The sequence below is a fragment of the Polaromonas sp. genome (assembly GCF_010365105.1).
Taxonomy (GTDB): domain Bacteria; phylum Pseudomonadota; class Gammaproteobacteria; order Burkholderiales; family Burkholderiaceae_C; genus Polaromonas.
In genome coordinates this window covers 14,841-33,932 of record NZ_JAAFGZ010000036.1, presented here as the reverse complement: position 1 = coordinate 33,932, position 19,092 = coordinate 14,841, and the positions used below count along the sequence as shown (strand labels likewise).

The 19,092-nt window shown below is 62.9% G+C and carries 15 protein-coding genes and 1 pseudogene; 6 read left to right on the top strand and 10 right to left on the bottom strand.

Annotation, left to right across the window (positions count from 1 at the left end):
• Window positions 1-40: 40 nt before the first annotated feature.
• From pepN to GZ092_RS17940, 7 genes are all read right to left on the bottom strand, one after another.
• Window positions 41-2,764: an aminopeptidase N gene (gene pepN, locus GZ092_RS17970; RefSeq protein WP_293638386.1), complete on the bottom strand. Its 2,724-nt coding sequence runs from the start codon at window positions 2,762-2,764 to the stop codon at window positions 41-43.
• A gap of 52 nt (window positions 2,765-2,816) precedes the next feature.
• Window positions 2,817-3,921 (bottom strand): peptide chain release factor 2 gene (prfB, locus tag GZ092_RS17965; protein WP_293638384.1). Its coding sequence is split into 2 segments (ribosomal slippage): window positions 2,817-3,839 and window positions 3,841-3,921, totalling 1,104 coding nucleotides; the frame shifts between segments, so codons are not numbered across the junction.
• Window positions 3,922-4,018: 97 nt separating this feature from the next.
• Window positions 4,019-5,227 (bottom strand): hybrid sensor histidine kinase/response regulator, encoded by a 1,209-nt coding sequence (locus GZ092_RS17960; protein ID WP_293638382.1) that lies wholly within the window; start codon window positions 5,225-5,227, stop codon window positions 4,019-4,021.
• Entirely contained in the window at window positions 5,221-5,820 is a 600-nt protein-coding gene (locus GZ092_RS17955) for a chemotaxis protein CheB (RefSeq protein WP_293638381.1), read from the bottom strand. The genes GZ092_RS17960 and GZ092_RS17955 overlap by 7 nt, the downstream gene beginning before the upstream one ends.
• Complete coding sequence (locus tag GZ092_RS17950; protein ID WP_293638380.1) at window positions 5,820-6,722, bottom strand: CheR family methyltransferase; 903 nt, start codon at window positions 6,720-6,722, stop codon at window positions 5,820-5,822. The genes GZ092_RS17955 and GZ092_RS17950 overlap by 1 nt, the downstream gene beginning before the upstream one ends.
• A gap of 3 nt (window positions 6,723-6,725) precedes the next feature.
• Window positions 6,726-10,202, bottom strand: coding sequence for a response regulator (locus GZ092_RS17945; protein WP_293638379.1), 3,477 nt, complete (start codon window positions 10,200-10,202; stop codon window positions 6,726-6,728).
• A 174-nt stretch (window positions 10,203-10,376) separates the two neighbouring features.
• A complete protein-coding gene (locus GZ092_RS17940; RefSeq protein ID WP_293638378.1) occupies window positions 10,377-11,306 on the bottom strand; it encodes an alpha/beta hydrolase in 930 nt (309 codons plus the stop codon).
• Between the two features lie 27 nt (window positions 11,307-11,333).
• On the opposite strand from GZ092_RS17940, the gene GZ092_RS17935 reads away from it, so the two are divergent.
• Window positions 11,334-13,214: an AMP-binding protein gene (locus tag GZ092_RS17935; protein WP_293638377.1), complete on the top strand. Its 1,881-nt coding sequence runs from the start codon at window positions 11,334-11,336 to the stop codon at window positions 13,212-13,214.
• A 79-nt stretch (window positions 13,215-13,293) separates the two neighbouring features.
• Here GZ092_RS17935 and GZ092_RS17930 read toward each other — a convergent pair whose 3' ends face one another.
• Window positions 13,294-13,956, bottom strand: a complete 663-nt coding sequence (locus GZ092_RS17930) for an OmpA family protein (RefSeq protein WP_293638376.1) — start codon at window positions 13,954-13,956, stop codon at window positions 13,294-13,296.
• A gap of 217 nt (window positions 13,957-14,173) precedes the next feature.
• Here GZ092_RS17930 and GZ092_RS17925 point away from each other — a divergent pair, with 217 nt between their 5' ends.
• From GZ092_RS17925 to plsY, 3 genes are read left to right on the top strand one after another with little or no spacing between them, the layout of a single operon-like run.
• Window positions 14,174-15,235, top strand: coding sequence for an aldo/keto reductase (locus GZ092_RS17925; RefSeq protein WP_293638375.1), 1,062 nt, complete (start codon window positions 14,174-14,176; stop codon window positions 15,233-15,235).
• Between the two features lie 36 nt (window positions 15,236-15,271).
• Window positions 15,272-15,763, top strand: a complete 492-nt coding sequence (locus tag GZ092_RS17920) for an aminoacyl-tRNA deacylase (RefSeq protein WP_293638374.1) — start codon at window positions 15,272-15,274, stop codon at window positions 15,761-15,763.
• Window positions 15,764-15,786: 23 nt separating this feature from the next.
• The gene (gene plsY / locus GZ092_RS17915) at window positions 15,787-16,437 is read left to right on the top strand and encodes a glycerol-3-phosphate 1-O-acyltransferase PlsY (protein ID WP_293638373.1); all 651 of its coding nucleotides are present in this window, start codon (window positions 15,787-15,789) and stop codon (window positions 16,435-16,437) included.
• Here plsY and GZ092_RS17910 read toward each other — a convergent pair.
• Together GZ092_RS17910 and GZ092_RS17905 are read right to left on the bottom strand one after the other, a co-directional pair.
• Window positions 16,431-17,051 (bottom strand): TIGR02281 family clan AA aspartic protease, encoded by a 621-nt coding sequence (locus GZ092_RS17910; protein WP_293638413.1) that lies wholly within the window; start codon window positions 17,049-17,051, stop codon window positions 16,431-16,433. The genes plsY and GZ092_RS17910 overlap by 7 nt on opposite strands.
• Before the next feature lie 128 nt (window positions 17,052-17,179).
• Window positions 17,180-17,671, bottom strand: a complete 492-nt coding sequence (locus GZ092_RS17905) for a YajQ family cyclic di-GMP-binding protein (RefSeq protein WP_196868940.1) — start codon at window positions 17,669-17,671, stop codon at window positions 17,180-17,182.
• A 53-nt stretch (window positions 17,672-17,724) separates the two neighbouring features.
• Here GZ092_RS17905 and murB point away from each other — a divergent pair, with 53 nt between their 5' ends.
• Both murB and GZ092_RS17895 read left to right on the top strand, forming a co-directional pair.
• Window positions 17,725-18,792 carry a UDP-N-acetylmuramate dehydrogenase gene (gene murB / locus GZ092_RS17900; RefSeq protein WP_293638372.1) on the top strand — a complete coding sequence of 356 codons (1,068 nt, stop codon included), beginning with the start codon at window positions 17,725-17,727 and terminating at the stop codon, window positions 18,790-18,792.
• Window positions 18,793-18,827: 35 nt separating this feature from the next.
• A pseudogene (locus GZ092_RS17895) lies at window positions 18,828-19,090 on the top strand (type II toxin-antitoxin system MqsR family toxin).
• Window positions 19,091-19,092: the final 2 nt, after the last annotated feature.

Here is a 19,092-nt window from a genome sequence, read left to right as displayed (position 1 = left end):
CCGTTAACAGGGTGGGGTGGGTAATTGGAATGCCAGCCGGTCAATGGCCCAGGGCGCGCGTCACCACTTCGTGCGTGTCTTTGCTCAGGTCGGTTCGGGCAGCAACGCGGGAAATCGCCTGGTGCGCCTGGCTGCGGTAGGGTTCGGCCAGTTTGCTCCAGCGGTCCAGCGCGCGTGCCAGCCTGGCGGCGACCTGTGGATTGAGGGCGTCGAGTTCCACCACACGTTCACACCAGAAGGCATAGCCGGCGCCGTCAAGCCGGTGAAAACCAGCCGGGTTGCCCTGGCAGAACGTGCTGATGACGCTGCGGGCGCGGTTGGGGTTTTTAAGGCTGAAGTCAGCATGTTTCATCAGTTGCCTGACAGCCGGCAGGATATTGCCGCCACGGTCGGGCGCGCCGGTTTGCAGGCTGAACCATTTGTCGATGACCAGCGGCTCACCCTTGAACATGGCATGGAACAGGACCAGTGCCTGGGCCGCCAGCGGATGGCTACTGGACACCAGGGCCGCCAGGGCGTTGAAGCGATCGGTCATGTTGCCGGCGTCCTTGAAACGCTGCAGCGTCTTGCCTGGCCATACGCTGTCGCCACTTTCCCGCGCGGCCAGGCACAGGTGCGTCAGCGCCATGCCGGTCAGCGCCCGGCGTCCGCTGGACACCGGGTCGGGTGTGTAGGCACCGGTGTCGTGGTTCGCTTCGTACGCCGCTTCCCAGTCGGGCTGGAGTGCGGAGGCCAGCTGTTGGCGCATGGCTTCGCGCACCGCATGGATGTGCTGCGGATCGACCACGTCAAGTTGCTCGGCCAGGTAAGTTTCGGACGGCAGCGTCAGCACCAAATCCTTGAAGGCCGAATCGAGCGACGGATGGCGCAATACCTCGCGCATGGCATTCAAATAGGCATCATTTAGCACGTTTGCGCTTGATCTGTCTGCACTTGCAGCTATTTTTTTAATAGCGTCAACAGCTTGGTTGACAGCCAGGCGCTGGCCGGCTTCCCAGCGGTTGAAGGGGTCGCTGTCGTGCGCCAGCAGGTGCAGCAGCTGGGCATCTGTATAGGCAAATTCCAACACGACCGGCGCGGTGAAGCCGCGCAGGATGGAAGGCACCGGTTCGGCGTCGATGTTGACGAAAGTGAAGCTTTCGCGCTCCTGCGTCAGCACGACGGTGCGTGTGCCTGCAGCCGGAACGGTTTCGCCGTCCAGTTGAAGCGGCAAATCCTGGCCGTCCGCGCCGAGCAGGCCCAGGCTGACCGGAATCACGAACGGCTCCTTGTCTGGCTGGCCCGACGTGGGTGCGCAGTTTTGCGCCAGCGTGAGCGTGTAGCTGCGCGCGGCGGCGTCGTACACGCCCTGCGCTTGCAGCCGTGGCGTGCCGGCTTGGCTGTACCAGCGCTTGAACTGCGGCAACAGGCGCGACAGGTCGGACGCCGGGTTGGCGTCGGCAATGGCCTGCGCAAAATCGTCGCAGGTCACGGCGTGGCCGTCGTGCCGCTCGAAGTACAACGTCATGCCCTTGGCGAAGCCCTCGCGGCCCACCAGCGTCTGCATCATGCGGACGACTTCGGCGCCTTTTTCGTAAATGGTGACGGTGTAGAAGTTGCTGATCTCGATGTAGCTGTCAGGCCGCACCGGGTGCGCCATCGGGCCGGCGTCTTCGGGGAACTGGGCGGTGCGCAGCACGCGAACGTCCTCGATGCGCTTGACGGCACGGGCTGAAGGCGCGGCGCACAAATCCTGCGAGAACTCCTGGTCGCGGAACACCGTCAGGCCTTCTTTCAGGCTCAGCTGGAACCAGTCGCGGCAGGTGATGCGGTTGCCGGTCCAGTTGTGGAAGTACTCGTGGCCGACGACGCTTTCGATGTTCGAGAAATCAACGTCGGTGGCGGTGGCCTGGTTTGCCAGCACGTACTTGGTGTTGAAGATATTCAGGCCCTTGTTTTCCATCGCGCCCATGTTGAAGTCGCTGGTGGCGACGATCATGAAGCGCTCCAGGTCGAGCTTCAAGCCAAAGCGCGCTTCGTCCCAGGCGACCGAATGCATCAGCGAAAGCATGGCATGCTCGGTCTTGTCAAGGTCGCCGGGCCGCACATAGACCTGCAGCAGGTGGTCCTTGCCGGCGCGCGTGGTGATGCGCTGCTCGCGCGCCACCAATTGACCGGCCACCAGCGCAAACAGGTAGCTGGGCTTGCGGTGCGGATCGACCCATTTGGCGAAATGCCGCGCGCCGTTCGGCCCGTCTTCCAGCGGGCCGTGCGCCACCAGGTTGCCGTTGGACAGCAGCACCGGGTATTTCGCCTTGTCAGCGCGCAGCGTGACGCTGTAGCTCGCCATCACGTCCGGGCGGTCCAGGAAATAGGTGATGCGCCGGAAACCCTCGGCTTCACACTGGGTGAAAAAGGAGTCGTTGCTGACGTACAGGCCCATCAGCTTGGTGTTCTTGGACGGGCAGGTGGTGGTGAAGATTTCCAGCTCGAATGCATCGGGCAGGTCGCACAGCACCAGCTGGCCGCCTTCCATTTTGAAGGACGTGCCTTGCCCGTTGACCAGCACCCGCGCCAGATTGAGTTCCTCGCCATCCAGCCGGAGCGGCTGCGCCGGCACCTCGGGGTTGCGGCGCAACGTCATCTTGTTGAGCACGCGGGTTTTGGCCGGGTCCAGGTCAAAGCACAGGTCAACCGTGTCGATCCAGTAGGCCGGGGCCAGGTAGTCGGCGCGGTTGATGACCACGGCAGCGCCGGGTCCTGTTCCGTCAAGCATTTGCAGCATGGCTGGTTCCTAAAACATCCAAAAATTCAAAAACAGACGGTGTGTGCCGCCATCAGACGCCCTGTTTCAGGGACGCTTCAATAAACGGATCCAGGTCGCCGTCCAGCACTTTTTGCGTGGCAGAGGTTTCGTAGTTGGTGCGCAAGTCCTTGATGCGGCTGTTGTCCAGCACATAACTGCGGATCTGGTGGCCCCAGCCGACGTCGGTCTTGGTGTCTTCGAGCTTTTGCTGCGCTTCCTGCTGCTTGCGCAACTCGAAGTCGTACAGCCGCGAGCGCAGGCGCTTCCAGGCGACATCGCGGTTGCCGTGCTGCGAGCGGCCTTCCTGGCACTGCACGACGATGCCGGTCGGGATGTGCGTCAGGCGAACGGCCGAGTCGGTCTTGTTGATGTGCTGGCCGCCGGCGCCACTGGCGCGGTAGGTGTCGGTGCGCACGTCAGCCGGGTTGATATCGATTTCGATCGAATCATCAATCTCCGGATAGACAAACACCGAGGCAAACGACGTATGGCGTCCGCCCGACGAGTCGAACGGCGACTTGCGCACAAGCCGGTGGACGCCGGTTTCGGTGCGCAGCAGGCCAAAGGCGTATTCGCCTTCGATCTTGATGGTCGCGCCCTTGATGCCGGCGGTGTCGCCTGCGGACTCGTCTTCAATCGTGGTCTTGAAGCCCTTGCGCTCGGCGTACTTCAGGTACTGGCGCAGCAGCATGCTGGCCCAGTCGCAGGCTTCAGTGCCGCCGGCGCCGGACTGGATGTCGAGAAAGCAATTGAGCGGATCGGCCGGGTTGTTGAACATCCGGCGAAATTCCATTTTTTCGACTTCTGCGGCCACCTTGGCAGCTTCACCTTCGATGGCGCGCATGCCGGCTTCGTCGTTGTCGTCCTTCGACATCTCGAACAGCTCGGTGTTGTCCGCCAGCTCTTGCTCAAGCCGGTCCAGGATCAGCACCACGTCTTCGAGCGATTTTTTCTCGCGGCCGAGTTCCTGCGCGCGCTTGGGGTTGTCCCAGACCTTCGGATCTTCGAGCGCGGCGTTGACTTCGTTCAGTTTTCGGGCTTTGGCAGGGTAGTCAAAGATACCCCCTGAGTTCATTCACCCGGTTGCTCAGGTCCTCGATCTGGTTGGAAATGGTGTTGATGTGTTCTGCGTCCATGGGGAAAGTCCTGTCGTTGTCTGAATTCAATCGGCCATTTTCTCATGCTCCCTGGCCGTGCGCCGCGTGCCCGCCTGTACGCAGGCATGCGGGCAGGTTACAGGGGTGCGGTGGCAGGCACCGCCAGCGGCAGTGCAACGCTGAACAACGCGCCTTCGGTCTCCCGGCTCTGCACCCTGATGGTTCCGCCATGTGCTTCGACCAGCTGCCGGGTGATGTACAGCCCCAGCCCCAGGCCGGTCGTGCTGTCGTCCTGGCCCACGGCCCGCTCGAAGGGATCGAAGATACGCTGCTGGTCCCGGGCCGGTATGCCCTTTCCCTGGTCGCGAACCTGAAGGGCCACGCTGTCGCCCAGCAAAACCAGGCTGACCTCCACCGGCTTGCCGTTGCCGTAACGCAGCGCATTGGTCAGCAGGTTGGTCACCACCTGCTCGATCCTGAATTCGTCCCAGCAACCGGTCACCGGCTGGTCGGCATGCAGGGTGATGGCGCTGCCGGCAGCCTGTGCCTGGTGGCTCAGGTTGCCCACCACGCGGCCGAGCAATGCCGGCAAATCGACCGGGCCGGTGCGGATCGACAGCCGGTTGCTGCGGATGCGCGTGACATCGAGCATGTCGTCGATCAGTCGCACCATGCTCTGGACCTGGCGCTGGTCACGCGCGACCATTTTTTCCAGGTAGGCGGCATCGAAAACGGCCAGCTTGCCGCGCTCCAGCAGCATTTTGCGCATCTGGACATCCATGAAGAGCGTGTTCAGGGGCGTTCGCAGTTCATGCGCCACCACCGACATGAACTCGTCGCGCATGTTCAGGGCCTTTTGCAGTGCCATCTGCGTGGCCTGCAGGCTTGCCAGCAGCGCTTCCTGCTCCTTCCTGCTTTTTTCAAGCGCCAGCACCTGGCGCCGGGTCTCCAGGCGCTGCCGGTAAAGCAGGGCAAACACATTCACCTTGGATTGCACCGCCTGCACATCGAGCGGCTTGTACAAAAAGTCAACGGCGCCGCTTTCATAGCCCTTGAACGCGAAGTTCGACTCCTTGCCCGCCGCCGTGACGAAGACGATGGGAATATGGCGCGTTTTTTCGGTACCGCGCATCAGCTCGGCCAGCTCGAAGCCGTTCATGCCCGGCATCTGGACATCCAGGATGGCCAGCGCAAATTCATGGCTCAAGAGCAGGGCCAGCGCTTCCTCGCCGCTGGAAGCCTGAAAAATTGTCCGGCCTTCCAGGCGGATGACGGCTTCAAGCGCCAGCAGGTTGTCGGGGAGGTCGTCAACGATCAGAACGTTGACGTTGTTGTCGTTCAGCATGAATTCTTTCCCATTTCCAGCAGCAGGCTGTGGATGCTTTTCAAATCAAGAATCAGGTCGGGCTGGCGCAGGCGGATGGCCGCTTCCGGCATCACGGGCATGCGCGCTTCGGCCGGGTCCTGCACCACGCTCAGGCCGCCTTGTCGGCCAATTTTATCCAGCCCCCGGGCGCCATCCGCATTGGCGCCGGTCAGCAGGATTCCCGCAAGATTCAAGCCGTAGGCGTCGGCGGCCGACTCCATCAGCACATCGATCGACGGACGCGAGAAATGCACATGCGCTTCGCAACTCAGGGACAGCGAATGGTCTGTCTCGACCAGCAAATGGTAGCCCGGCGGTGCAAAGTAGAGCGTTCCCGGCGTCAAGGTTTCCTTGTCCGCTGCCTCCCGCACCTGCATGGACATGCGCCGCCGGAAAATCGCCGCCAGCTGGCTGTGATGGCTTTCCGACAGGTGCAGCACCACCACGAGCGGCAAGCCAAAGCCGGCGGGCAGTCCGGGCAGGATCTCCATCAGCGCATCCACGCCGCCGGCCGAAGCGCCGATCACCACCGCCTGGACGCGCTGCACTTTCGCCTGGGTCAACGCGTCCATCACACCAGCCCTGGTCGTTTGCGAAAGATCCGCTCGGCGCGCACCAGCGGTTCGAAACGGGTGGCATAGCTGGAAAAATCAATGCTTTCCTTGCTGCCCAGGCCCAGGAAGCCGCGATGCCCCAGGGATTCGTGAAACAGTCCAAAAGCGCGGTCCTGCAGCTTTTTGTTGAAATAGATCAGCACATTGCGGCACAGCACCAGTTGGGTTTCCGAAAACACGCTGTCCGTGGCCAGGCTGTGGTCGGCAAACACGATGTTTTCCCGCAGCGACTTGTCGAAAATGGCCGCCGCGTAGGCGGCGGTGTAGTAGTCGGCAAAGGCCTGCTGGCCGCCGGACTGCTGGTAGTTGGCGGTGAAGCCGCGGATGCTGCTCAGCGGAAAGATGCCTTGCCGCGCCTTGTCCAGGGAAACCGGGTTGATGTCGGTGGCATAAATAAGCGAACGCTCAAGCAAGCCTTCCTCACGCAGCAAGATGGCCAGCGAGTACACCTCTTCCCCGGTGCTGCAGCCGGCGATCCACACCTTGATGGACGCATAGGTGCGCAGGTGCGGCACCACCTGCTGGCGCAGGGCCAGAAAAAAAGACGGATCGCGAAACATTTCACTGACCGGTATCGTCAGGTACTGGAGCACCTGCTGAAACATCCTCGGGTCGTCTAGCACCCGGGACTGCAGCTCGGAAATGCTCGGGCAGGCCAGTTGCGTCAGCGCATACAGCACGCGGCGTTTTTGCGAGGCGCCGGAATAATCACGAAAATCGTAGCTGTACTTGAGGTAGATCGCCTCCATCAGGCGCTTGAGCTCGATGTCGGTCGTGGCGGCGGCCTGGAGGATATCGCCCGGTTCAGCCGCCGGGCCAGTCGCCGCCGGTGGGCCTGCCGGGCTGTTTTTTTGGGGCATGGCTCAAATCCGCCCGGCCACGGGCATCCACACCCTGAGCAGGGAGAACAACCGGTCCAGGTCAATCGGCTTGGCCAGGTAATCGTTGGCGCCGGCCGCGAGGCATTGTTCCTGGTCGTCCTTCATGGCTTTGGCCGTCACCGCGATGATGGGAAGTTTTTGCAAACGTGGATTCTGGCGGATGCGGCGCATGGCTTCAAGCCCGTCCATGCCAGGCATCATGATGTCCATCAGGACCAGCTCGATGCCCGGCACCTCGTCGAGCCGCTCCAGCGCCTCAAAGCCGTTGCGGCCAACCTCCACCAGGAAGCCCTTTTGCTCCAGCGCGCTGGTCAGCGAAAAAATGTTGCGCACATCGTCATCGACCAGCAGGATTTTCCGGCCCTCGAACACCTCGTCGCGGCTGCGGGCGGTTTTCAGCAGTTGCTGCTGTTCGGCCGACAGGCTGGACTCCACCTTGTGCAGGAACAGCGTGACTTCATCGAGCAGGCGCTCGGGGGAATGCGCGCCCTTGATGATGATGGAGCGCGAGTATTTCAGCAGATCGGCCTCTTCGGCGCGGCTCAGGCTGCGGCCGGTGTACACGATCACCGGCGGGAACGAGCAGATGTCGCCCGCCGACATGCGCCTGAGCAGTTCATTGCCCTGCATGTCGGGCAGCTTCAAGTCCACGATCATGCAGTCGAAGATCGTGCTGGCCAGCAGCGCCAGCGCTTCGGCGCCGGTCCGCACGGCGGTGATGTTGACCTCGTCGTCGGCAATCAGCCGCATCACGCTTTCACGCTGCAGTTCATCGTCTTCCACCAGCAGCACGCGCTTGAGCTTTTGCGTCAGCTTGTGCTCCAGGGTGGTGAACACCTCCTTCAGCTGTTCGCGGCTCGACGGCTTGACGGCATAGCCCACGGCACCCAGCAGCAAGGCGGCTTCCCGATGGTCCTGGCCGGACACCACATGCACAGGAATATGGCGAGTCCGGGGCGTTTCCTTGAAGCGCTGCAGCACCGACAGGCCCGAGCGGTCCGGCAGTCCCATGTCGAGCAGCACCGCATCGGGCATGAACTGCACGGCCAGCATGAATCCGTCTTCGCCGCTGTGCGCCACCAGGCAGTTGAAGCCCAGCTCGTGCGCCAGGTCGTAGAGGATGCGGGCAAAGACCGCGTCGTCCTCGATCACCAGCACCACCCGGCCCTGGCCCTTCATGAAGCGGTCATCGGCAAAAACCGGCAGCGCAGGCTGCGATGGGGCTGGCGGTGTTGGCTGGACCGTCGCTTGCTGAGCGGGCTGAACCGCAGGCTGCGCGGCGGCTGGCGGCTTGTCGGGCAAATTGTCGGGCGGCGCGGGCAGGGCGGCAGGCAGGTGCAGGGTGAAGGTGCTGCCCTGGCCGGGAACGCTTTGCACGGAGATCGAGCCGCCCAGCAGCAGGCTCAGGTCGCGTGAGATCGACAGCCCCAGCCCGGTGCCGCCGTAGCGCCGGCTGGTGGTGCCGTCGGCCTGTCGGAAGGCCTCGAAAATGATGTCCTGCTGTTCCTGGCCAATGCCAATGCCCGAATCCTGCACCGCCAGCGAAATGCCGCCGGCGGCTTCGGGCACCACCTGCAGGCGGACAGCGCCGGTTTCGGTGAACTTGAGCGCATTCGACAGCAGGTTCTTCAAAATCTGTTCGACCCGCTGGCGGTCGGTCAGCAGGGCAGCCGGCGTGCCCGGCGCAATCTGCACTTCAAAGGTCAGCTTTTTCTGCCGGGCGAGCGGCTCGAAGCTGGTCTTGAGCGCATCGACCAAGGCGGCCAGCGTGACCTGTTCCGGCACCAGTTCGAGCTTGCCGGCTTCAACCTTGGAGATGTCCAGGATGTCATTGATCAGGTTCAGCAGGTCATTGCCGGCCGAATGGATAGCCCGGGCAAACCGCACCTGCTCGTCGGTCAGGTTGCCTTTCGGATTCTCGGACAGCAGCCGTGCCAGGATCAGCGAGCTGTTCAGCGGCGTGCGCAACTCGTGCGACATGTTGGCCAGGAACTCGGACTTGTAGCGGCTGGCGCGCGTCAGTTCCTCGGCGCGTGCTTCCAGGTCGGCCTGCGCCTTGCGCAGGGCCGCATTGTTGTGGTCCAGCGACATGGCCTGCTCGGCCAGCTGCTCGTTGGTCTGCTCCAGTTCGGCCTGCTGGTTTTCCAGCGTCGCCTGCGACTGCTGCAGGATCTGCGACTGCTCCTGCAACTCTTCATTGGCCGTGCGAAGTTCTTCCTGCTGGACCTGCAGCTCTTCATTGAGCTGCTGCGTTTCGCCCAGCGCATCCTGCAGGCGCTGGCGGTACACCGCGCCATGCAGCGCGGTGCCAATGGTGTGCGCCACCAACTCAACCAGTTCCATGTCGCGCGGTTGCAGACCGCGGAAAAATGCCATCTCGACCACGCCGGTCACCTGCGCATCGTGGTGCAGCGGCACCACCAGCACATGGCGCGGCGCGGCCTGTCCGAGTCCCGATGTCACCTTGAGGTAGTCGGGCGGCACGTCGTCGATCCGAACAATGCGGTTTTCCAGCGCCGCCTGGCCCACCAGGCCCTGGGTGCTGTAGAAGGTTTGCTCGATGGCCTCGCTTGCCGGGGTGAAGCCGTGGGCGGCCACGCGCCTGAGCACGCCATCGCTGTCCCGGGTGTAAAGCGCCGCCACCGGAGCATCGAGGTAGTGCGCCAGGAATTCCAGCGCGCTGTGCCCCAGCCGCGCCATGTCCGGCTGGCCCAGCATCTGCTCGGCCAGCCGCGTCTGGCCGCTGCGCAGCCAGGCCTGCTGCTGCAGCAAGGCGGCATGGCCGGCCTGCTGCGTGAGCACTTCGTTGTAATTGACCGACAGGCCCAGCAGTTCGCGCCGTCCCCGAAACGCCAGCAGTCCGCTGACGCCCAGCGTGAACAGCAGATAAGCCAGCACGCTCCAGAACGTGGTGCTGCGCGCTTCTCCATTGCGCTCCAGCAGCAGCCGTTGCTCCATCGTGATGAAGCCCGCCAGTTCCTGCCGAATCTCGTCTTTCAGGCGCTTGCCACGGCTTGTGCGTGCCAGGGCGACATAGTCCAGGTTGCCGCGGCGCAGTGCAATCGACTCCTTGGCAAACTCGTTCCATTGCTGATGCAGGCCGGTGATCCGCTGGAGCCGGGTCACCTGGACCGGGTTGTCGCTGACCATGGCGGACAGGGTCGCGACCTCGCTGTTAAAACGGGACAAGGCCATTTCGTAGGGTTCCAGGAAGGATTCATCGCCGGTTACCAGATAGCCGCGCATGCCCGACTCCATTTCCGAGTTCAGCCGGGCCACCTGGTTGGCATTGCCAATGACGCGCTCGGAGTGTTCCACCCAGTTCAGGACGGACAGGAGGTAGACGATCAAGGCCAGGAAAAGCACCGCGCTCAGGGCGCCCAGCCCCAGCGGAAAGCTGATGTTGCGCGACAGGATGCGGCGAAAGCTGTCCTGGCTGACGGGTTGCGAATCGTTCATGGAGAGGGCTTTGCGCGACGGAGGGAAAAAAGCGTCAAGTTTGCCCTACGGCGCGGCCGTTTCAGGATGAAACGGAATTTTTGCATCAAAAAAGGCATTTTGCGCACGACTGGCGGGCATTGATAGCTATCAGTTTGGTAGCATAATGCCGCCGGGCGATCAACCTGCCTGGCCTCAGGCCAGGAAGGCTTCGATCAGCCGGGCCAGCGCCTCGGGCTGGTCGTGGTGGAGCATGTGGCCGGCGTCCTCGACCACGGCCACCCGTGCGTCGGGCACGTACTTGAGCCGCTCATGGTATTCGTCCAGCGAATACTTGCCTTTCCACCACTGCGCCATCGAGTCACTTGATGCCTCGACCGCCAGCACGGGCGCGCTGATGCGCTGGTAGATCTCCTGCGCTTCATCGACCCGGTAGAGCTGCGCGCTGGGCACCTTGTGCGCCGGATTGCCCAGAATCCGCCACTGGCCCGACGCATCCGGCCGCGCCCAGTGGCTGGCGAGCCAGAGCGCCTTGTCGGGCGTCAGCCGGGGATTGGTCTTCATCAGGCGCTGCGCGACGCCGCCGACATCGTCATAGCTTTTCAGCGCCAGCTCGCCGCGCTGCACGCTTTTCACTCCGTCCATCCATTGCGCCAGCCGTCCGGCCGCCTGGCTGGGGCGGCTGGCTGGCAGGCCGAATCCTTCCAGGTTGACCAGCCGGCGAATACGCTCCGGCCGCACGCCGGCATACAGCATCGCCACGTTGCCGCCCATGCTGTGGCCCACCAGGTCCACCGCCTGGCCGGGCGCGTAATGGTCGAGCAAATGGTCCAGGTCGGCCAGGTAGTCGGCAAACCAGTAGCTGTCGGCCTGCCAGCCCGAGGGCGACAGGCCGGTCAGGCCGAAGCCGCGCCAGTCGGGCGCGATGATGGTGCGGCCGGCAGCAAAGGCGTCGGTAAAGGCATCGACCATGAACTGGTAGGACGCCGCCACATCCATCCAGCCATGCACTAAAAACAGCGGCGGTAGCGCCGGGGCTTGCCCGCTGCTCCAGGTCAGCACATGGTGGTCGAGTCCGCGCATAGGGACAAACTCGCTGCGAAATAGTCGGTTTTCTTTGTACATTGGACGCACATCATAAGGAGACACGCTTTGAGAAGCAGTCAAGACAGCGACAAGCCCGGCCACCGTCCGGCGCAGGACCCGCCCGACCACTATGCGCAGCTGCACAGCGGCTTTCGCTGGCCCGTTAATGAATTCTTCAACATCGCCGAGGTCTGCTGCAGCCGCTGGGCCAGGCCCGAGAACGCGCAGCCGGATGCTACTGAAAGAATAGCTATTCGCGCCCACCAGACAAGCGGAAAAGCTGTTTTTCATACTTATTACGAGCTAAAACAGGCGGCCGATGCGCTCAGTCACGGCCTGTTCGCGCTGGGCGTGCAGCGCGGCGACCGGGTGGCCATCGTGATGCCGCAGCGCTTCGAGACAGCCGTGGCCTACATGGCAGTGCTGCAGATGGGCGCCGTCGCCATGCCGCTGTCGATGCTGTTCGGGCCTGAAGCGCTGGCCTTCCGGTTGCAGGACAGCGCGGCGGTGCTGGCGATCTGCGATGAAAGCTCGATTGGCAGCGTGAACGCCATCAAGGCCGAATGCCCGGCGCTGCGCACGTTGATGGCCGCAGGTGGCGCAGTAGGGCAGGGCGACGTGGACTACACGGCAAGTTTGCAGGCGCAGCAGGGCGAATTTACCGCCGCCCGCACCTGCGCCGACGATGCCGCGATCCTGATCTACACCAGCGGCACGACCGGCCCGCCCAAGGGCGCGCTGCTGGCGCACCGCGCGCTGATCGGCAACCTGCCCGGCTTCGTCTGCAGCCAGAACGGGTTCGGCTTTGACGGCATCGGCAATCAATCCTCCAGCGCCGTGTTCTGGAGCCCGGCCGACTGGGCCTGGACCGGCGGGCTGATGGATGCGCTGCTGCCAACGCTGTATTTCGGCCGGCCGATTGTGGCGTTCAACGGCCGCTTCAGCCCTGAACTCGCCTTCAGCCTGATGGCCGAACACGGCGTGACGCACACCTTTTTGTTCCCGACTGCGCTCAAGGCCATGATGAAGGCTTTTGCGCGCCCGCGCGAGCAGTTCACGCTGCACCTGCAGGGCCTGATGAGCGCCGGCGAGGCGGTGGGTGACGCGGTCTTTGACTACTGCCGCGAGCAGCTCGGCGTGACGGTCAACGAGATGTTCGGCCAGACCGAAATCAATTACGTGGTCGGCAACTGCCATGACGCGGCCGCTTCGCTGGCCGCGCTGCCGTCCCGGGGCTTCGTGCCGCTTCAGGGCGGCCGGTCGGCGGACCTGTTTCCTGTGCTGTCGGCGCTGGGCGCGCGCGCCGGCTGGCCGGCCCGGCCGGGCAGCATGGGCAAGGCCTATCCGGGCCATCAGGTCAAGGTGATCGACGACGACGGCCATGAATGCCCGGTCGGCGTGCCGGGCGACGTGGCGGTCAACCGCTTTGACATCCACGGCGATGCGGACCCGATCTTTTTTCTGGGTTACTGGAAGAACGAAGCCGCCACGCGCGCCAAGTTCACCGGCGACTGGTGCCGCACCGGCGACCTGGCGCGGGTTGACGCAGACGGCTACCTTTGGTACGAAGGCCGGGCCGACGATTTGTTCAAGGCCGCCGGCTACCGCATCGGCCCCGGCGAGATCGAGAACTGCCTGGTCAAGCATCCGGCCGTGGCCAACGCCGCCGTGGTGCCCAAGCCCGACAGCGAGCGCGGTGCGGTGGTCAAGGCCTACGTCGTGCTTGCTCCTGATTCAATAGCTGCCCGTGCTGGTGCAGCAAGCGGAAAAGCCGAATTTGACCAAAAATTGGTGGCGGAATTGCAGGCCCACGTCAAAAATTTGCTGGCGCCCTATGAATACCCCAAGGAAATCGAATTCATCGACGCGCTGCCCATGACCACCACCGGCAAGGTGCAGCGCCGGGTGCTACGGCTGCAGGAGGAAGCGCGCTTCAAGCAGGCTTGACCGGCCTGCCTGCGTCGTTGCCGGACATGAAAAAAGCGCCCTCGGGCGCTTTTTATTAGTTCAACCCGTCAGGCGGGAATCAACGCTGAGCCGGTTCGGCCACGTAGATCTCGACGCGGCGGTTCTTGGCGCGGCCCTGTTCACTGCCGTTGTCGGCAATCGCTTCACGCGAACCACGGCCGTCGGTGGCAATGCGCTGCGCGGCCACGCCACGGCCGACCAGGTAGTCGCGGGCGGCATTGGCGCGGTCAAACGACAGCGGGTTGTTGATGGCATCCGAGCCGGTGCTGTCGGTGTGGCCGATGATGGACACGGTGGTGATCGGGTTCTGGTTCAGGCTGGTGGCGAAATTCGTCAGCACCGGCGCAAAGTTCGACTTGATGGCCGAGCGGCCCACGTCAAACGACACGTCGCTCGGAATGTCCAGCTTCAGGCGGTTGTCCTGCGTCTGGCTCACGCCCACACCGGTGCCGACCGTGGCGCGTTCCATGGCGACTTTCTGGTCCTGCATTTTCTTGGACCAGATGTAGCCGCCGCCCGCGCCCACCGCGCCGCCCAGCACCGCGCCCTGCGCCGCACCCTTGGAGCCGCCCGTGGCGGCGCCCAGCAAAGCGCCCAGACCGGCGCCGATGCCCGCGCCCTGTGCTGTGCCGCGCTGGGTTTCGCTCATGTTCGCGCAACCCGACAGGACGGCCAGGGACAGTGCTGCACAGGTGACGGTGGTGGTGAATGCTTTTCTCATGGGAGGATCCTCAAAATATGAATGTTGCTTGATTCGAACTGCGCATTAGAGCGCCAGTGGACCGATGCTAAACGTTGCAATTGTGTCAAAGTGTCAGACAAATACCCAGACAAGGGTGCGATGAAGGCACTTTTACTGCCCTTAAACTAGCGCTTTTCAGCCATTGCCGCAAAGGCTGGTTTCTTTTTCAGACCGTTCACTCCAACCCTTTCATTTCATGAACAAAGTCCAACTCGGCGCAAGCGACCTGCAGGTCACCCCGGTCTGCCTGGGCACCATGACGTTTGGCGAGCAGGTCGATGAAGCGGCGTCCCACGCCATCCTGGACCGCTCTCTGGCGCGCGGCATCAATTTTCTGGACACCGCTGAAATGTATTCGGTGCCGGCGCGCGCCGAAACCTTTGGCGCGACAGAAACCATCATCGGCAACTGGCTGGCCCGCAATCCCGGTGCACGCCGGCAACTGGTGCTGGCCACCAAGGTCGCCGGACCGTCGCGCAGCATGCCCTGGATTCGCGAAGGCAAAGGCATGACGGCCCATGACATCACCGCATCCTGCCATGCCAGCTTGACGCGCCTGCAGACCGACGTGATCGACCTCTACCAGATCCACTGGCCCGAGCGCCAGGTGCCGGGTCTAGGCGTTCTTGCTTACCAGCCGGCCCTGGAACGCAGTGCGACCTCCCTGCATGAGCAGCTCGAAGCGCTGGGCCGGCTGGTCAGCCAGGGCAAGGTGCGGCACATCGGCCTGTCGAACGAAACGCCTTACGGCGTGCACGAGTTTGTCCGCCTGGCCGAGCAGCATGGCCTGCCGCGCGTGGCCACGGTGCAAAACCCGTACTGCCTGGTCAACCGCACCGTGGAAAACGGCCTGGACGAAACCATGCACCGCCTGGGTGTGTCACTGCTGGCGTATTCGCCACTGGGTTTCGGCCTGTTGACCGGCAAGTACGACGCATCCGGAACCGAGGGCGCCAATGCGCCGCAAAACGCCCGCATCGCCCGGTATGCATCGGTGCGCAAGCAGCGCTGGGGTCGCCCCGAATCGCTGGCGGCCGCCCGCCGCTACAACCAGCTGGCCCGCGACAACGGCCTGACGCCAGCAAAGATGGCGCTGGCGTTTTGCTACACCAAGTGGCAGGTTGCCAGCACCATCATCGGCGTGACCTCGGTGGCGCAGCTTGACGAAGACCTGGATGTCTGGAGCACGACGCTGAGCACCGAGGTGCTGGCGGAAATCGACCGGATTCGCTGGGACGCCCGCGACCCGGCGCTGTAAAAGTCGTGTCTGTCCTGACTGTTTTTCATCAAAATCATGGCTAAAAAAGACCACGTGTCCGAGACACCCGCCACGCAATTGCTCAGGGCGCACCTGGTGGCTTTTACCGAACACCCCTACGAATACCTGGCGCACGGCGGCGCGCAGCACAGTGCGCAGGTGCTGGGCTTCGATCCGTTCACCGTCGTCAAGACGCTGGTGATGCAGGACCAGGACGCCAAACCGCTGCTGGTGCTGATGCACGGCAATCGCAAGGTCTCGACCAAGAGCCTGGCGCGCCAGATCGGTGCCAAGTCGGTCGAGCCGTGCAAGCCCGAAGTCGCCAACCGCCACAGCGGCTACCTGGTCGGTGGTACCTCGCCTTTCGGCACGCGCAAAACCATGCCGGTGTACATCGAGGAAAGCATCCTGGCGTTGCCCGAGATCGCCATCAATGGCGGGCGGCGCGGTTACCTGGTGCGCCTCGACCCGCAGGTTTGCGTTACGCTGCTGGGCGCCAATCCGGTGCAGTGCGCACTGGCTGAATAAAACAACAACAAGGAGACCTGACCTTGAACTACGCCTACTTTATTGGTGCCACGCTGCTGGCCTATCTGATCGGCTCGCTGTCGTTTGCCGTCATCGTCAGCCGCCTGTCCGGCTTGAGTGACCCGCGCAGCTACGGCAGCAAGAACCCCGGCGCAACCAATGTGCTGCGCTCTGGCAACAAGGCGGCGGCCATTGCCACGCTGCTGCTCGACGGCCTCAAGGGCTGGCTGCCGGTGGTGCTGGTCAAGTGGTTCGGGGCCGACTACGGCATGGGCGACGGCACCGTGGCGGCGGTGGCGCTGGCCGCTTTCATCGGCCATTTGTACCCGGTGTTCTTCCAGTTCAAGGGCGGCAAGGGCGTGGCCACGGCGGCCGGCGTGCTGCTGGGCATCAACTGGGTGCTGGGTGTTGCCACGCTGGCCACCTTCGGGATCATGGTGTTTTTCTCGCGCTATGTGTCGCTGGCGTCCATTGCCGCTGCCGTATTTGCACCGTTTTTCTACCTGCTGGGGGACCGGGCGGCGTGGAATGTCGATAAAAGCATCGTGCTGGCGCTGGTGGCGATTGCCGCGCTGCTGGTCTACCGCCACCGCGAGAACATCAGCAAGCTGCTCAAGGGGACCGAATCGAAACTCGGGGCTTCCAGGCAGCCCGGAAAAAAACCGCGTCAGTAGCGCTTTTCCAGCGTCATCAGCGTGTTGTCGCGTTTCATCTGAAAGCGCGACAAAAAGCTGTTGCCCAGCAATACGAACGGCATGGACTGCGGTATCACCACCGCGTCCACGTCATACACCTCGACATCGCCGACGCGCACCGAATTGAGCTTGATGCGAAAGCCCGGGGCCATGCCGTTGGCGGTGGTCATCTGCACCGGCATGCCATTTTTGTAATGGATCCCGGCGCGTTCGGCATCTGGCACGCCCATGGCAATGCTGGTGGCGCCGGTATCGACCATGAACTGCACGGCGCGGCCGTTGATCTGGCCGGCGGTCATGAAGTGGCCGCCGCTGCTTTCCGTCAGGACAATGCGGCTGCCACGTCCGCTGGCGCCGCCCAGGCTGACCGGCGCCTGACCCACCCGCAGCGTCTGGCGCTTGCCCGACTGTTCGATGATGGCTTCGTCCCCCGAAGTTGAGACAACTTTCACGCCCTGGTGCGTTTCACCCGCCGCAACGGTCTTGGGCGCCGTGCCATTGACCACAAGCAGCGCCTTGCCACCCATCATGCCGGCCAGCGCGACGCTTTCAGCCTGCGCGCCAGACGGAAGCCATGTCAGTATCGTCAGCATCAAGGCGGCGAAAAAGCTCACGGAGTTCAATGCAGGTAGGGGCCGCGGAACCGGCTTCGCCGGGCCGCAGGCGCAGCGGCCCCCTCGGGGGGCAGGAAGCCACACGAAGTGGGCGACCGTGGGGGCCATCAATCTCTGAAGTTGTCAAAACTCAGCGGCAAATCCTTGATCTCGGCGCGAATCAAGGCCATGGCGGCCTGCAGGTCGTCGCGCTTGGCGCCCGTCACCCGGACTTTTCCTTCCTGGATAGCCGCCTGCACCTTCATCTTGTTGCCCTTGATGAGCTGCTGGATTTTCTTGGCCTCCTCGGTCTCGATGCCGTCGCGCACCTTGGTGACCTGCTTGACCTTGTCGCCGCCGATTTTTTCGACCTTGCCGATGTCCAGGAAACGCACATCTACGCCGGACTTGGTCAGCTTGTTGCGCAAGATGTCGTGGATCTGTTCGATCTGGAAATCGCCATCGCCGATCAGGATGATTTCCTTGTCTTTTTCCTTCAGTTCGACCGAGGCAGCCGTACCCTTGAAGTCAAACCGGGTGCCGATTTCCTTGGCGGTGTTTTCCACCGCATTTTTGACCTTGACCAGGTCGGTTTCAAGAACTGTGTCGAATGAAGGCATGGTGATGGTTTCCTGAAAAAAAAGAGGTGTCGCATGGGTGAGACAATCCCGGAATGTTAGTCGAGAAAAACGTTCCCCTCCAGTCTTCCAACACCTTCGGCATCAATGCCAAGGCGCTTCATCTTGTGCGCGTCAAGAGCGAAGCGGACATTGCAGCCGTGATGCAAGACCCGGCCTTGCAGGCAGCGCCCAAATTTGTGCTGGGCGGCGGCAGCAACATCGTGTTGACCGGCGATGTCAAGCCGCTGGTGCTCAAGGTCGAGATCATGGGCAAGCGCCTGGTCCAAGAGACCGTCAAGGCCTGGATCGTCGAGGCGGGCGCCGGTGAAGACTGGCACGAACTGGTCGCCTGGACGCTGCAAAACGGTTACCCCGGCCTGGAAAACCTGGCGCTGATTCCCGGCACGGTCGGTGCCTCACCGGTGCAGAACATTGGCGCGTATGGTGTCGAATTGCAAGACCGTTTCGAGTCGCTCGATGCCGTGGACCTGACGACCGGCAAGACCTTCACCCTGATCGCCGCGCAATGCGCGTTCGGCTACCGCGATTCAGTGTTCAAGCACGCCAGCAAACCCGGCGAAGCGTCGGGCGCGCAAGCCCTGGGCCTGAAGGACAAGGCACTGATCACCCGCGTGCGCTTCTTGTTGCCCAAAGCCTGGAAACCGGTGCTCGGCTACGCGGATATCGATAAAAAGAGGCTCCAGCGCAAGGTGGACGTGCCTGATGCGCTACAGATTTATGAGTGGGTTTGCGAGATTCGCCGCGCCAAGCTGCCCGACTGGAAAGTCATCGGCAATGCCGGCAGTTTCTTCAAGAACCCGACCGTCTCGCCCGAACAGTGCGAGGACATCATCCAGCGCGACCCGAAAATCGTGCACTACCAGCTGGCCGACGGCTCTGTCAAGCTCGCCGCCGGCTGGCTGATCGACGCCTGCGGCTGGAAGGGCAAGTCCATCGGCAACGCCGGTGTCTACGACAAGCAGGCGCTGGTGCTGGTCAACCGGGGCGGCAGCGCCAACCCTGTGACCGGTGGCGAAGTCATGACCCTGGCCAAGGCGATCCAGACCAGCGTGTACGAGCGCTTTGGCCTGCGGCTGGAGCCGGAGCCGGTGGTGGTTTGAGGATGAAAATTAACCAACAAGGTTAAAATAGTCAAATGGAAAAACTCACGCCCCATTGCAAGCTGACCGTGGTCAAGGCTTTGGTGGCGCCCGTGCCTTGGGTGTCCATGACCTGGCGGGTATGTGTGGCGTTGTATTGGCGCTGACGTCCAGCCATTTCCACAAGAGCATGACCACCCATGCCGACCATCTGATCTGGCAAGACGTGTATCACGCCAAGGTCGCCAATGGATGTGACGTTTACCTGAAGCTGACCGTCATGGACGGCGTGCTGATTGTTTCCTTCAAGGAGCTGTGACC

Excerpts from the sequence above, each read along its gene's own strand:
- GZ092_RS17920 (WP_293638374.1), top strand. The coding sequence starts at position 15,272 with ATGGCTAAAAAAGACCACGTGTCCGAGACACCCGCCACGCAATTGCTC.
- GZ092_RS17940 (WP_293638378.1), bottom strand. The coding sequence starts at position 11,306 with ATGTACAAAGAAAACCGACTATTTCGCAGCGAGTTTGTCCCTATGCGC.
- GZ092_RS17945 (WP_293638379.1), bottom strand. The coding sequence starts at position 10,202 with ATGAACGATTCGCAACCCGTCAGCCAGGACAGCTTTCGCCGCATCCTG.
- GZ092_RS17960 (WP_293638382.1), bottom strand. The coding sequence starts at position 5,227 with ATGCTGAACGACAACAACGTCAACGTTCTGATCGTTGACGACCTCCCC.
- GZ092_RS17905 (WP_196868940.1), bottom strand. The coding sequence starts at position 17,671 with ATGCCTTCATTCGACACAGTTCTTGAAACCGACCTGGTCAAGGTCAAA.
- GZ092_RS17910 (WP_293638413.1), bottom strand. The coding sequence starts at position 17,051 with ATGCTGACGATACTGACATGGCTTCCGTCTGGCGCGCAGGCTGAAAGC.
- murB (WP_293638372.1), top strand. The coding sequence starts at position 17,725 with ATGTTAGTCGAGAAAAACGTTCCCCTCCAGTCTTCCAACACCTTCGGC.
- GZ092_RS17955 (WP_293638381.1), bottom strand. The coding sequence starts at position 5,820 with ATGGACGCGTTGACCCAGGCGAAAGTGCAGCGCGTCCAGGCGGTGGTG.
- GZ092_RS17925 (WP_293638375.1), top strand. The coding sequence starts at position 14,174 with ATGAACAAAGTCCAACTCGGCGCAAGCGACCTGCAGGTCACCCCGGTC.
- GZ092_RS17930 (WP_293638376.1), bottom strand. The coding sequence starts at position 13,956 with ATGAGAAAAGCATTCACCACCACCGTCACCTGTGCAGCACTGTCCCTG.
- pepN (WP_293638386.1), bottom strand. The coding sequence starts at position 2,764 with ATGCTGCAAATGCTTGACGGAACAGGACCCGGCGCTGCCGTGGTCATC.
- GZ092_RS17950 (WP_293638380.1), bottom strand. The coding sequence starts at position 6,722 with ATGCCCCAAAAAAACAGCCCGGCAGGCCCACCGGCGGCGACTGGCCCG.